This window comes from Ramlibacter sp. (assembly GCA_019635435.1).
Taxonomy (GTDB): Bacteria; Pseudomonadota; Gammaproteobacteria; order Burkholderiales; family Burkholderiaceae_C; genus JAHBZM01.
On sequence record JAHBZM010000001.1, the window covers coordinates 1,540,058 to 1,552,739 of the forward strand.

Genomic DNA, 12,682 nt, shown 5'->3' on the forward strand with positions numbered 1-12,682 from the left:
ATCCCAGGAGCGGCGTGGCCCTATGCCCTCGGCTGGGGCTTCAGTGCCCTACCGATCGTCGTGGGCTCTTTGGTTTTGAATCTCGTAGTTCTCGCATGGGCCGCTCATCGCCGCCGCTCGCGCGGTGCGCTTCCCATATGGCGGGTGGGATGGATGCTTGTGCTCCTGTGGGTTTGCGCTCTCATCATGGACGGGAGCAGGCATGGTTCCTAGCAGGTTCTTCGACGCGGACATGCTCCGGCGAAGCGCGCCGGTCAACTCCGACGTTAGACGACACTCCCAGCAATGCGCTGCTTGACATTCCACTCTGGTCCCTGGTCCCTGGTCTCGGCCCAACCTCGCCGTAAGAATGCTCCGCCGAATTCTGGCGCGAGCGAATCCTGACTTCGACTCCGCCTACGCGCGCGTTGAGAACTGGTGGCTCGAGCTGGACGAAAACAACAATGTTTGCCGGGAGCTGGCCTTCGATGCCTCTGGCCAGCCCATTGCAGCATCGCCTCTTGGAGACAACACCGGCATCTTCACTGATCTTGGAGGCGCACCGAATGGCTGGGGTGCTGCTGTTGACCCGTCGGAGTTCGAACGGGTGTGGCTACGCTTCGAGCAAGAGTGGGCCACCAGAACGCGGGGACGCCGTGCTGTCTAACATGGCAGTCGATACGGACGGGCTGCGGCAATGGGCTACGCAGCGCCTCTGGAAATTGCACGCCGCGGCACCTTGCCGCGGCATGGCGGTCACTTCTACTACAAGGGCTTCCCCACCTGTCAAGCAAAGCTTCTCCTTCCCGGTGAATCCGGGTCGCGCTGTATGGAACTCACTGATGGGTCGACACGCGCAGACTGAGTGGTAAAGGATGCGGACAGCGAAATTGCAAACGGTCATTGGTGCAGCGATTCAAGTGATACGGACCCTGATGAAAGGCGCGCGCGGGGGCCTCAATCGTTAGCCGAGGACACCGTGGGCGCCTCCTTGAATTGACCAGGAATACCGCGCGCAGATCCAACCTCTGCACATCAGCGCCAGCTGTCCGTGGACTGCGAACAGACGCGCCCAGTGATGGGCTCCCGAGCACGCCTCCATGCCGATAGGCAGGGCGGCAGCGCCGCCATCAGTTCCAACAGTTTGGCGCGTGGCACGCTGGGCCGCACCAGGGCAGCCTTGCCTGTGGCGTCCACGCCATGCAAGGCGCAGACGTTCTTTGCCAGATCGATTCCAACGGTGACAATAGCCATGGACTTCCCTTCTGAGTGAGTTGATGAAAAGTTCGTGCTTCCCATCGTGGCACTTTGTTGCCGGTTGCCGCAATACGCGGCCAGTTCGGGACGGGGAAGTCCCTTTCATTCGTTAGCCGCCATGAAAATATCAGCTACCGCGTTCGTCATGCTATTTGCTGCAATGGGATGCTTGGCCGACAGCGTTGTCCCGGCTTCTGTTCAAAGTGTTGCCTCTGGGGGCTATTGGCAGGCCGAAGGCAAGCGTGGCGTCTACCGAGTAGTGGTCGTCAATGCTGGGTACGAGCACGTTACGTCTCGGGTGCTGGTCGAATGGCTGCAAGATCCTTCTTCCGCAGATGAGGAGTCGAAGGTTATTTCTGCTGTGGAACCGCAGTTGCCCTTCGGAAACAATGTTGCTTCGCTGAGTGCTAGCCTCAAGCCGCTTGGCTCGGGTAGGGTTCAGGTTATGGTGTCTGGCGTAGTCACTGCAGAACCAACGCGCAAGGTCGCTGCCGTGCTGCTGGCATCGCAACCTGGTCAAGTCTCCGTGGCGGCTAAGCCACCATTGCAGCGGAGCGCCTCCGGCGCCCGCTGAGTTCAAACGTTGTGCGTCACACATGCTTCGCAAACTACTCGCTACCTTCGGCATCCTCGCCTCCACGGCCGGTGCCACCGCTACTCCGCCCTACGACCCATACAAGTCAGATGCGGCGAACGCGATCTACAACCTGCTGTTCTGCGACGACCCATCAGGCTTCGAGGCGAAGTCGGGCGAGCGGCCTAGTGCGTGGCAACTCGTCCTTGCTTCAAATCCAATCAACGTTTCCGCTTTAGAAGCACTGGCGGCTGACCCGAACCAGGAGGGGCGCGTGCGCTACTTGGCCTTCCAGCGTCTGCGCACGTCCGGAAGGGCTGTACCCCAGAAGGAGTTGCTCGGTGTCATCGTCGAAGTCCCGTTGAGCGGCGGCCTTGATACCTTGGCGGCCTACTCGGAAGGAGGCGTTCGTTATGTCAACCAGTCAGGAAAGCTTGTCGTGGCGGAAGGTGTTCCCTCCTTCCAGCTACTTGTCGCCGGTCTGTTCACGGCGGCGAAGCCGGTAGTTGCCAAGATCGGGCCCTGGAAGGGCCCGCGGCGCGCGCCGCCGGCTCAAGGCAACATCCGCATGACCTTCCTTGTCTCAGATGGCCTCTACTTTGGCGAGGGACCGATGGCACTCATGCAGCAAGAGCCCTTGGCTGCGCCAGTCATCAAGCGGGCAACTGAGCTTCTTCAGGCAGTTGTTGCGGCGGGAACAAAATGACGTCTAACCTTTCCATCGGGGGGACGTCTTCCGGCAAGCTTCGCTTGCCCCAAGCTGCCCTTCATGTCAAACGTTGGCCATTAAGAATATCCCCAAAATACGCCAGGCACTGGAAGCTGATGTTTCCGATATTGCTGAGTTAATTTACTTAACCTCGGTCACGTGCTGCTTTACACCCGAACAACCATGCCCCGACTGGTATAGAGAAAGCGTACAGCCCAGTCAGATAGCAAACCTACTCAAATCTGAACAAATGGTTTGGCTGGTGGCTGCGCAAGAAAAATCACTTGCTGGTGTTCTTGCTATTGGAGAAAAGAGTCACGTGAAATATTTTTTTGTTCATCATGCGTATCAAAAAATCGGCATTGGCAAACAGCTATGGCATGCCGCTTTAGGCAGAGGTGCGCCGGGAAATTTGCTTACAGTTCGCTCATCTCTATTTGCGGTTCCGGTGTATGAAAGCCTTGGTTTTACGGCCACTGAGCCACCGAAGACGTTTAATGGCATGCACTATCAAACCATGGTGGCGCGCTATGGCTAACCCGGCGCTCAACCCCATTCGCTTCTTTCACTGGACGCTGTGCGGTAAAGCCGCACAGCGCCGGCCAGCTCTACGCTAAACCGAATGGCTGTCGTCGTGATCTGCGAACGAACGTTCCTCGCGAAAGACATGCTTGTTGCGCTGCTTCCGGCAGCCTTCGTATTCTTCTTTGCGATCCCCTTCGTGAGCGTCGTGATCGCCCTGGTGCTCTCCTTAATTCTCTACGCGGTCTTAGGCTGGTTGGCGTTCGTGTGGAGTCGTCGAACGGTGACTCTCGATCCTGAGAAGGGGAAGGTTGTAGTAAGTTCAAGGAGCTACCTTTTTAAAGAACTCCAGTCTGAGTTTCCTGTCCAGCGTTTTGGTTCTGTAGTGTCCTACTACCCCATGGGAAGGAACGCCCCGAACTGTGTGTCCCTGATGGATCGCTCTGGAGATCGCGGTATTCTCATCGGAAGTTTTAGCGCGGGGTGGAAGTCCAAGTCGTTTTGGAGCTGGCCAACAATTGTGGAGTCAGAGCAAGCGCAAAAGCTGCGAGCTCACGTTTCTTCCTGCTCTAGGATCGGCGATGGTGGGTATGTGGGAGTGTTCCCGCGGGTGAAAGAGCTCAAGTGAGATTTCGGCTTAAGAGGTCAATCCACGCGGACGCAAAAGTGCGTCCGCTCCCTTCGGTCGCATCTGACTTGTGCGCCGGTGATTTCTGACGTTATTCATGAAGAACGTCCGGGCCACTTCATCTCGACCTTCTCGCCTCGTGATCGCGGGAGTGTGGAGTGCGAGCATCGCTGGGCTCGGCGGCATCGCATTAATGGTGCTACTTGCAATCGAGAAGGTTCGGGCGGGCCGGGGGCTGGAGACTTACCGAACGCACTGGCTAGTGGAGTTCAATTGGGTAGGCTTTCTTGTTTTTCTGGTCGCCGCCGTAGTGGCTCTTGCCATTGGGGCCTTCTTCCGTCTCAAGGGGTGGCGCGAATTTCGGAAGCTCCAGGCTAAATACTCAGAGGATCATCATGGATAACAAGTCGGCCAACACGGAGCCGGAGCTTGCCCCAGTTTCGTTGACACTCTTACCTAACGAGAGAGGCAACGGCAAAGACATTCAGGGCAGCGAAAATCAAGCAGGACAGCCTTGAGTTCAAGCGCAAGTTTGTTCCGGTTGGCGATCAGCCTGTCGGCCCGCTCATCCGCTGTTTCCCAGATTGAAAGGAGTGGCTCTTGGCGTTGATCTGGAAGCATTCCCTGGACACCGTGGACTGGGCCGAGCTCTCGGCCCTGTACCGCGCTGCGCCGCTGGGCGACAAGAAGCCGCAGCACCTGCAGACAGTGTTTTCCAACAGCATGTTCCGGTGCTTGGTTTATGACGGGCCGCATCTGGTTGGGGCGGGCCGGGCGCTGGCCGATGGCGGCGACTGTGCCTACATTTGCGACATTGCGGTCCTGCCCAGCCATCAGGGCACGGGCCTGGGCAGGCAGATCGTGAGCCACCTTGTGGAGGCGTCCCGGGGGCACCGCAAGATCATTCTTTACGCGGTGCCGGGCAAGGAGCCGTTTTACCGCCGCTTCGGCTTCCTGCGCATGAAGACGGCCATGGCCATCTTCGACAATCAGCAACAGCAGCTGGAGCGGGGCTACCTCAGCGAGACCTGACCACAACCAGGCATTGCCCGACCATGCACATCGAACTCGACGACCTTTCGCGCCCAGCCATTCACGCCCTGCTCAACGAGCATTTGACCAGCATGTATGAGCTGTCACCGCCCGAGAGCGTGCATGCGCTGGACCTGGACAAGTTGCGCCAGCCGGGCATCACCTTCTGGTCGGCCTGGGAAGGGCCGGTGCTCATGGGCTGCGGTGCTCTGAAAGAGCTGGACCCGCTGCATGGCGAGCTCAAGTCCATGCGCACGCCCAACGCCCAGCGCCGCCGGGGCGCCGGGCGCCTGTTGCTCGCCCACATCGTGGAGGTGGCCAGGGCGCGCGGCTACGAGCGCCTGAGCCTGGAAACCGGTTCCCAGCCCGCTTTTAGCCCGGCATGGGCCTTGTACGAAAGCGCTGGCTTCACCCGCTGCGGCCCGTTTGGCAGCTATGCAGACGACCCCAACAGCGTGTTCATGACGCAGCGTCTGCGGGTCTGACCAAGTTTAGAAAGTCAAAGACATCGTCCACATGTTCGTCAAAGTCGCTCAGCGCGTGGTCTGAGCCTGCCAGCAGCTTGATGCGGGCGCCGGGGTAGCGGCCGGTCATTTCGCGCCAGTCCAGCACCTCGTCGCCCTTGGCAATCACGGCCAGGTAGCGCGCCGGGTCGGCCACGGGGCCGCTGGCCAGGGCGCGCAGTTCTTCCACAAAAGCCGGCTCAAAAAAGAAGTGCTCCTCGGGGTTGTGCCAGGTGGTCTGCTCGCCAATGTATTTGGCCAGGTCGCGCGCCGGGTCCACGGCCGGGTTGAGCAGCACGGCCTTGCAGCCACGGGCCTCGGCCACGGCCGTGGCATAAAAACCGCCAAGCGACGAGCCGACCACCGCCATCCGGTCGGCCGGCCAGTGGGCCGTGCCGTCCAGCACCAGTGCCATGGCCTCGCGCGGCGAGGGCGGCAGCTGCGGGCACCACCAGGTCACGCCCGGGTGCCGGGCCGCGACACGGGCCGCGACCTTGCGGGATTTCATGGACTGCGGCGACGAGCGGAAGCCGTGCAGGTAGAGCAGGTGGGTGGTGGGCATGGGCGCCATGATAGGGTGGCCCCTGTTCAGGCCCATCGCCTGATCGATCGATAATGGCGCCATGTCCGCCGTATTCGACAAGCCCTCGCTCTGGCACCGCGCCGCGCCCCTGCTGCGGGGTTTTGACGGGCCGCTGGCCTTCGGGGTGTTCCTGCTGGCCTGCGCCGGCCTGCTGACCATGTATTCGTCGGGCTACGACCATGGCTCGCGCTTTGTCGACCATGGCCGCAACATGCTGATCGCGGGCACCATCATGTTCCTGGTGGCCCAGGTGCCGCCCCAGCGGCTCATGAGCTTTGCCGTGCCCCTGTATGTGTTCGGGGTGGCCCTGCTGGTGGCGGTGGCGGTGTTCGGCATCACGCGCAAGGGCGCCACGCGCTGGCTCAATGTGGGCGTGACCGTGATCCAGCCCAGCGAAATCCTCAAGATCGCCATGCCGCTGATGCTGGCCTGGTGGTTCCAGAAGCGCGAGGGCCAGCTGCGCCCGCTCGATTTCTGCGTGGCCGGCCTGCTGCTGCTGGCCCCGGTGGGCCTGATCATGAAGCAGCCCGACCTGGGCACCTCCCTGCTGGTGCTGGCCGCGGGCCTGTCGGTGATCTACTTTGCGGGCCTGAGCTGGAAGCTGATCCTGCCGCCGGTCCTGCTGGCCCTGATCGGCATGCTGCTGCTGGTGGTGTTCGAGCCGCGCCTGTGCGCCGACGGCGTGCGCTGGCCGGTGCTGCACGACTACCAGCAGCAGCGCATCTGCACCCTGCTGGACCCCACGCGCGACCCGCTGGGCAAGGGTTTTCACATCATCCAGGGCATGATCGCCATCGGCTCGGGCGGGCTGTTTGGCAAGGGCTTCATGCAGGGCACGCAGACCCACCTGGAGTTCATCCCCGAGCGCACCACCGACTTCATCTTCGCGGCCTTCTCCGAGGAGTTCGGCCTGCTGGGCAACCTGCTGCTGATCGCGGGCTTCATCTTCCTGATCCTGCGCGGGCTGGCCATTGCGCTGGAGGCGTCCACGCTGTTCTCGCGCCTGCTGGCGGGCGCGGTGACGCTGATCTTCTTCACCTACGCCTTCGTCAACATGGGCATGGTCAGCGGCATCCTGCCGGTGGTGGGCGTGCCGCTGCCCTTCATCAGCTACGGCGGCACGGCCATGGTCACGCTGGGGGCCGGGCTGGGCATCCTGATGTCCATCGCCAAGACGCGGCGCCTCGTGCAGTCCTGAGGCGCCTGACTTGATGCCCGGGATCATTTCCATCATTGGCACCGGCAACATGGGCGGCGGCATGGCCGCCCGCCTGCTCGATCTGGGCCATGCGGTGCAGATCCACGACATCAACCCCGCCCAGACCACCGTTTTGGAGTCAAAAGGGGCTGTAGTCCAGGCCAGTCCGGCACTGGCTGCTATGAATACCGTAGCAACCGTGGTCTGTGTGGTGGACGCGGCACAGACCGACGACGTGCTGTTTGGCCCGCAAGGCCTGGCGCCCGCCGTGCCGCGCGGCCACACCGTGGTGCTGTGCCCGACCATCGCGCCGCAAGACGTGGAATCGTTCGCGCAGCGGCTGGGCACGCTGGGCATTGCCACCGTGGACGCGCCCATGTCCGGCGGCCCGGCGCGGGCGCGCGACGGCACCATGAGCCTCATGGTGGCCTGCGCCGCTCCCGTGTTCGAGCGGCACGCGGCGCTGTTCCAGGCGCTGTCCAGCAAGGTTTTCCGGATCAGCGAGCGGCCGGGCGACGGCGCCCGCACCAAGCTGGTCAACAACCTGCTGGCCGGGATCAACCTGGTGGGCGCTGCCGAGGTCATGGCGCTGGCCCAGCGCCTGGGGCTGGACCTGGGCGCCACGCTGGACGTGATCGAGCAGTCCAGCGGCCAGAGCTGGATCGGCTCCGACCGGTTGCGCCGTGCCATCGCGGGCGACTACGCGCCCCGTGCCCATGTCACGCTGCTCGAGAAAGACACCCGGCTGGCCATGGAGGCGGCCCAGGCCGCCGGCTTTGCCGGGCCGCTTGGCGCGGCCGCCCGTGACACCTTTGCCCGCGCCCATGCCGAAGGGCTGGCCGGGCTGGACGACGGTGCCATCTTCCCGCTGCTGAGCCGCCAGGGCTGAGCGCTCCTTTTTCGCCACGCCATGAGCCTGCCGCCTTCTGCCCCCGAAGCGCTGGCCGCCGACCTGGCACGCTACCGCACCATGGTCGAGCACGCGGCCGAGGGCATCTGCGTGGGGCAGGGCGGCCACATCCGCTTTGCCAACGCCTGCTGCCTGGGTCTGCTGGGCGCCACGGCGGCCGATGTGGGGGTGCGGCCGATGATCGAGTACGTGCACCCCGACGACCGCGTCTTCGTCGCGGCCCAGCGCGACCGCCGCTCGCGCGGCGAGGCGGTGCCGGCCTTCGAGGCGCGCTTCCAGCGGCCCGATGGCACGGTCTGGTGGGTCGAGATTGCCGGCGTGGTGGTGGAGTGGGAGGGCGCGCCGGCCAACCTGTTCTACCTGCGCGAGACCACGCAGCGCCGGCTGCTGGATGAGCAGCTCAAGGCCACGCTGGCGCGCGAGCGCGAGCTGGGCGAGCTCAAGAGCCGGCTGGTGGCCATGGCCTCGCACGAGTTCCGCACGCCGCTGGCGGCCATCCTCTCGTCGGCCGAGCTACTGTCGCACTATGGCGGCCAGATCGGGCCCGAGGAACAGCGCAACATTCTGGGCGAACTGGTCGGCGCCTCGGGGCGCCTGCAGCACCTGCTGGACGATCTGCTGCGCCTGCGCGACGCCGATGAGGAAAAACTCAAGCAACACCTGAGCACGGCGGTGCGCCCGCCGCCCCCGCCGCCAGCCGCTGGGTAAACTGCAGCACCAAAGCCGCCACCCATGACCACCATCCTGATCGTTGAAGACGACGACGCCATCCGCAACAACATCACGCGGTTGCTCAAGCTCGAGGGTTTTGACATTGTTTCGGCCCCCAATGGCCGGCAGGCGCTGGAGCGGCTGCGACAGGTGGCCACCGATGTGGTGATTTCCGACGTGAGCATGCCCGAGATGGACGGCTTTGCGCTGCTCGAGGCCATCCGCGCCGACAAGGTGCTGGCGGCCCTGCCCGTGATGCTGCTGACCGCGCTGGACGACCGCGCCAGCATGCGTCGCGGCATGACCGGCGGCGCCGACGATTACCTGGCCAAGCCCTTCACGCGCGTGGAACTGCTCGAGGCCCTGCAAGGCCTGCTGGCCAAGCGCCAGCGCGTGGCCGAGACGGTGCAGACCGCCGTGACCACGCACGAGGAGCACCTGCGCCAGGCCTTTGCCGAGAGCCTGGGTGGCGCGGCCACCGAGAAATTCGGCCTGGAGATGCCCAGCGGCGCCGTGCCCGACCAGGTGATCGACGCCACCGTGCTGTTCTCGGACATCCGCAACTTCACCTCGCTGGCCGAGCGGCTCAATTCAAGCGAGGTGGCCGAGCTGCTCACGGTGTACTTCGAGCGCACCTGCGAGCCCGTGCTCAAGAACGGCGGGCGCCACCTCAAGTTCATCGGCGACGGCCTGATGGCGGTGTTTTCCGAGACCCAGACCAGCTCGCCGATCGCGGCGGCACGCCGGGCCGTGTCGGCCGCTCTGGCCATGGCACTGGCCACCCACGAGTTCCGCAGCTGGCTCAGCCACCGCTTTGCCGACCGCGGCCTGCCGCCGTTTGCCATTGGCGTGGGCCTGCACGCGGGCGAGGTCACGCTGTGCCGGCTGGGCACCATCCAGAACAAGGAAATCACGCCGATCGGCGACACCGTCAACACCGCCGCGCGACTGGAGGCCTCGAGCAAGGAACTGGGCTGGACCGTGGTGGCCAGCGCCGGCGTGCTGCAGCGCGCCGGCGAGGGCGTGCAGACCGGGGGCATGACCTCGCTGGCGGTGCGCGGCAAGAACGTTTATGTGGACGTGGCCGAGATCACAGGCCTGGTGACCAACATGGACGACAAGGTCCATGGCATGGCCACGCTGACCGAGCGCGCCGCCGAGGTCCGCGCGGCGGTCCAGATCAATTCCGAGATCACGGCGCGTGCCGTCAAGGGCGCGCTGACCTCCAAGCTCTCCGCCATGAAGGACCTGTCTTTCGAGGCCGGCGAGGCACCGCTGCGGCTCAAGGGCTACCGCATCACGCGCAAGATCGGCGTGGGCGGCATGACCCAGGTCTACCTGGCCGTGCGCGAGTTCGACGGCCTGCCCGTGGTGCTCAAGGTGCTGGACGCCGGCGGCCAGGAAGCCAGCGTGCACCTGTCGCGCTTCATCCAGGAATATGCGCTGCTGTCGCAGATCGACCACCCGCACGTCATCAAGATCTACGACCAGGGCTTCACCGACGACCATGCCTACATCGCCATGGAGTACTTCGAGCGCGGCGACCTGCGCTCGGCCTTCACGGCCGGCATGGACCAGGCGCAGGTGTGCCGCATCATCGGCCAGGTGGCCCAGGCGCTGTCCGTGATCCACGGGCGGGGCGTGATCCACCGCGACCTCAAGCCCGAGAACATCATGCTGCACGCCGATGGCTCGGTGGCGCTGGCCGACTTCGGCATCGCCAAGTCCATGCTCAAGGCCGAGAACATGGCGATGGCCCAGACCCGCCACGGCGATGTGGTGGGCACGCCGTATTACCTCAGCCCCGAGCAGGCCACGGGCCGCCCCATCACGCCGCAAAGCGACCTGTACAGCCTGGGCATCATGATGTTCGAGATGCTGGCCGGGCGGCGCCCCTTCGCCGCCGAAACGCTGGAGCAGCTGCTGGCCCACCACCTGCACGCGCCCACGCCCGCGCTGCCCGCGCACCATGCGCGGCTGCAGGCCATCGTCAACAAGCTCACCGCCAAGAAGCCCGAGGAGCGCTACGTGTCGGCCCAGGCCCTGCTGGCCGACCTGGACGGCCTGGCGGGGGCGCCCGCCTGACGCCGGGCCGGTTGCCTTGGCGTGCCCCATGCTGATCGTCGTCACCGCCTGTTTGCTGCTGATTGCGCTGACCGCCACGCTGCATTACGAAACCCTGCGCCTGCTGAATGCCGGTTTGCCGGCGTTGCGCATCCCCAACCGCACCAAGGTGCTGGTGGTGATCTTCGTCACCTTTGTGGCCCACGCGATCGAGATGGCCGTCTACGGCATGGCCATCTACGCCCTGGTGCGCTTTCTGGGCGCTGGCGCGCTCACGGGTTCGGCGGGCTTTTCGTTCATCAATTGCCTGTATTTCTCGGCCGAAACCTACACCTCGCTGGGGTTTGGCGACCTCACACCCGTGGGGCCGGTGCGCCTGCTGGCGGGGGTGGAAGCGCTCAACGGGCTGCTGCTGATCGGCTGGTCGGCCTCCTACACCTACATCGCCATGGAGCGGTTCTGGACCCAGCGCTCCTGAGGGCTGCCACCTTGGCGGCCGCGTGGAGATCGGCCTCGGCCTAAAATCCCCCGATGATCTCCCGTGAACCCACCCTTGAACGCCTCGCCATTGCCCAACGCCTGCTGCTGGAGCCGTTCGGGCTGGACGAGTCCCACCTGAGCCGCGCGCTGGCCGAAATCACCGCGCACCGCGTGGACGACGCCGACCTGTACTTCCAGTACACGCGCAACGAGGGCTGGAGCCTGGAAGAGGGCATCGTCAAGACCGGCTCCTTCAGCATCGACCAGGGCGTGGGCGTGCGCGCGGTCAGCGGCGAGAAAACAGCCTTTGCCTATTCCGACGACATCTCGGAGGCCTCGCTGCTCGACGCGGCCCGCACCGTTCGGTCCATTTCGGCGGCAGCCCGCACGGGGCGGGCCAAGGTTGCTACCAAAAAGGTAGCGGGCAGCCGATCGCTGTACAACGGCCTGGACCCGATTGCCTCCCTGGACAGCACGGCCAAGGTGCAACTGCTCGAGCGCGTGGAACAGCTCGCGCGGGCCCGCGACCCGCGCGTGGCCCAGGTCATGGCGGGCCTGGCCAGCGAATACGACGTGGTCATGGTGGCGCGCGCCGACGGCACGCTGGCCGCCGACGTGCGGCCGCTGGTGCGGCTGTCGGTCACGGTCATTGCCGAGCAGAGTGGCCGGCGCGAGATGGGCTCGGGCGGTGGCGGCGGCCGCTTTGGCCTGGCCTATTTCGACGATGCGCGCATCAACGAGTTCGTGAACGACGCGGTCAATGCGGCCCTGACCAACCTCGAGTCGCGCCCCGCGCCGGCCGGTGAAATGACCGTGGTGCTGGGCCCGGGCTGGCCCGGCATCCTGCTGCACGAGGCCATTGGCCACGGGCTGGAGGGCGATTTCAACCGCAAGGGCTCCAGCGCGTTCGCTGGCCGCATCGGCAAGCGCGTGGCGGCCAAGGGCGTCACGGTGCTGGACGATGGCACCATTGCCGACCGCCGCGGCTCGCTCAACGTGGACGACGAGGGCAACACCAGCCAGCGCAACGTGCTGATCGAGGACGGCATCCTGCGCGGCTACATCCAGGACTCGATGAACGCGCGCCTGATGGGCGTCAAGCCCACCGGCAATGGCCGGCGCGAGAGCTATGCCCACATTCCCATGCCGCGCATGACCAACACCTACATGCTCGGTGGCGACAAGGACCCCCAGGAGATCGTGGCCAGCATCAAGAAGGGCCTGTACGCGACCAACTTCGGCGGCGGCCAGGTGGACATCACCAGCGGCAAGTTCGTGTTCTCGGCCAGCGAGGCCTTCTGGGTCGAGAACGGCAAGATCCAGTACCCGGTCAAGGGCGCCACCATCGTGGGCAATGGCCCCGACGCACTGACCCGCGTGACCCTGATCGGCAACGACATGTCGCTGGACAGCGGCGTGGGCACCTGCGGCAAGGAAGGCCAGAGCGTGCCCGTGGGCGTGGGCCAGCCGACCCTGCGCATCGATGGCCTGACTGTGGGCGGCACGGCCTGAATCCCGGGTGGCCACGGAAC

At 64.6% G+C, this 12,682-nt stretch carries 14 protein-coding genes and 1 pseudogene; 13 read left to right on the top strand and 2 right to left on the bottom strand.

Annotation, left to right across the window (positions count from 1 at the left end):
• Positions 1-349: 349 nt before the first annotated feature.
• Entirely contained in the window at positions 350-646 is a 297-nt protein-coding gene (locus KF796_07385) for a hypothetical protein (GenBank protein ID MBX3586451.1), read from the top strand.
• A 393-nt stretch (positions 647-1,039) separates the two neighbouring features.
• On the opposite strand, the pseudogene KF796_07390 reads toward KF796_07385, so the two are convergent.
• Positions 1,040-1,233 (bottom strand): annotated as a pseudogene (locus KF796_07390) (transposase).
• Positions 1,234-1,267: 34 nt separating this feature from the next.
• Here KF796_07390 and KF796_07395 point away from each other — a divergent pair.
• The 6 genes from KF796_07395 (at position 1,268) to KF796_07420 (ending at position 5,186) form a co-directional block, all read left to right on the top strand.
• The gene (locus tag KF796_07395) at positions 1,268-1,810 is read left to right on the top strand and encodes a hypothetical protein (GenBank protein ID MBX3586452.1); all 543 of its coding nucleotides are present in this window, start codon (positions 1,268-1,270) and stop codon (positions 1,808-1,810) included.
• A gap of 22 nt (positions 1,811-1,832) precedes the next feature.
• A complete protein-coding gene (locus KF796_07400; protein ID MBX3586453.1) occupies positions 1,833-2,516 on the top strand; it encodes a hypothetical protein in 684 nt (227 codons plus the stop codon).
• Positions 2,517-2,589: 73 nt separating this feature from the next.
• Positions 2,590-3,057 carry a GNAT family N-acetyltransferase gene (locus tag KF796_07405; GenBank protein ID MBX3586454.1) on the top strand — a complete coding sequence of 156 codons (468 nt, stop codon included), beginning with the start codon at positions 2,590-2,592 and terminating at the stop codon, positions 3,055-3,057.
• An 84-nt stretch (positions 3,058-3,141) separates the two neighbouring features.
• Positions 3,142-3,669 carry a hypothetical protein gene (locus KF796_07410; GenBank protein MBX3586455.1) on the top strand — a complete coding sequence of 176 codons (528 nt, stop codon included), beginning with the start codon at positions 3,142-3,144 and terminating at the stop codon, positions 3,667-3,669.
• Positions 3,670-4,269: 600 nt separating this feature from the next.
• Entirely contained in the window at positions 4,270-4,701 is a 432-nt protein-coding gene (locus KF796_07415) for a GNAT family N-acetyltransferase (protein MBX3586456.1), read from the top strand.
• A 23-nt stretch (positions 4,702-4,724) separates the two neighbouring features.
• On the top strand, positions 4,725-5,186 hold the full coding sequence (locus KF796_07420) for a GNAT family N-acetyltransferase (GenBank protein MBX3586457.1): 462 nt from the start codon (positions 4,725-4,727) through the stop codon (positions 5,184-5,186).
• On the opposite strand, the gene KF796_07425 is transcribed toward KF796_07420, so the two are convergent.
• Complete coding sequence (locus KF796_07425) at positions 5,161-5,766, bottom strand: esterase (GenBank protein MBX3586458.1); 606 nt, start codon at positions 5,764-5,766, stop codon at positions 5,161-5,163. The genes KF796_07420 and KF796_07425 overlap by 26 nt on opposite strands.
• A gap of 61 nt (positions 5,767-5,827) precedes the next feature.
• Here KF796_07425 and rodA point away from each other — a divergent pair, with 61 nt between their 5' ends.
• The 6 genes from rodA to tldD are packed head-to-tail and all read left to right on the top strand — an operon-like array spanning position 5,828 to position 12,662.
• The gene (rodA, locus tag KF796_07430; GenBank protein ID MBX3586459.1) at positions 5,828-6,985 is read left to right on the top strand and encodes a rod shape-determining protein RodA; all 1,158 of its coding nucleotides are present in this window, start codon (positions 5,828-5,830) and stop codon (positions 6,983-6,985) included.
• A 13-nt stretch (positions 6,986-6,998) separates the two neighbouring features.
• Complete coding sequence (locus KF796_07435; protein MBX3586460.1) at positions 6,999-7,874, top strand: NAD(P)-dependent oxidoreductase; 876 nt, start codon at positions 6,999-7,001, stop codon at positions 7,872-7,874.
• 21 nt (positions 7,875-7,895) lie between these two features.
• Positions 7,896-8,603, top strand: a complete 708-nt coding sequence (locus KF796_07440) for a PAS domain S-box protein (GenBank protein ID MBX3586461.1) — start codon at positions 7,896-7,898, stop codon at positions 8,601-8,603.
• 24 nt (positions 8,604-8,627) lie between these two features.
• On the top strand, positions 8,628-10,691 hold the full coding sequence (locus KF796_07445; protein MBX3586462.1) for a protein kinase: 2,064 nt from the start codon (positions 8,628-8,630) through the stop codon (positions 10,689-10,691).
• Between the two features lie 28 nt (positions 10,692-10,719).
• Positions 10,720-11,148, top strand: a complete 429-nt coding sequence (locus tag KF796_07450; protein ID MBX3586463.1) for a two pore domain potassium channel family protein — start codon at positions 10,720-10,722, stop codon at positions 11,146-11,148.
• A gap of 53 nt (positions 11,149-11,201) precedes the next feature.
• Complete coding sequence (gene tldD / locus KF796_07455) at positions 11,202-12,662, top strand: metalloprotease TldD (GenBank protein ID MBX3586464.1); 1,461 nt, start codon at positions 11,202-11,204, stop codon at positions 12,660-12,662.
• Positions 12,663-12,682 lie beyond the last annotated feature (20 nt).

What these genes read in the sequence shown, in the direction of transcription:
- KF796_07445 (MBX3586462.1), top strand. Translation starts at nt 8,628, where the DNA reads ATGACCACCATCCTGATCGTTGAAGACGACGACGCCATCCGCAACAAC.
- KF796_07425 (MBX3586458.1), bottom strand. Translation starts at nt 5,766, where the DNA reads ATGCCCACCACCCACCTGCTCTACCTGCACGGCTTCCGCTCGTCGCCG.
- rodA (MBX3586459.1), top strand. Translation starts at nt 5,828, where the DNA reads ATGTCCGCCGTATTCGACAAGCCCTCGCTCTGGCACCGCGCCGCGCCC.
- tldD (MBX3586464.1), top strand. Translation starts at nt 11,202, where the DNA reads ATGATCTCCCGTGAACCCACCCTTGAACGCCTCGCCATTGCCCAACGC.
- KF796_07440 (MBX3586461.1), top strand. Translation starts at nt 7,896, where the DNA reads ATGAGCCTGCCGCCTTCTGCCCCCGAAGCGCTGGCCGCCGACCTGGCA.
- KF796_07400 (MBX3586453.1), top strand. Translation starts at nt 1,833, where the DNA reads ATGCTTCGCAAACTACTCGCTACCTTCGGCATCCTCGCCTCCACGGCC.
- KF796_07385 (MBX3586451.1), top strand. Translation starts at nt 350, where the DNA reads ATGCTCCGCCGAATTCTGGCGCGAGCGAATCCTGACTTCGACTCCGCC.
- KF796_07420 (MBX3586457.1), top strand. Translation starts at nt 4,725, where the DNA reads ATGCACATCGAACTCGACGACCTTTCGCGCCCAGCCATTCACGCCCTG.
- KF796_07435 (MBX3586460.1), top strand. Translation starts at nt 6,999, where the DNA reads ATGCCCGGGATCATTTCCATCATTGGCACCGGCAACATGGGCGGCGGC.
- KF796_07450 (MBX3586463.1), top strand. Translation starts at nt 10,720, where the DNA reads ATGCTGATCGTCGTCACCGCCTGTTTGCTGCTGATTGCGCTGACCGCC.
- KF796_07410 (MBX3586455.1), top strand. Translation starts at nt 3,142, where the DNA reads ATGGCTGTCGTCGTGATCTGCGAACGAACGTTCCTCGCGAAAGACATG.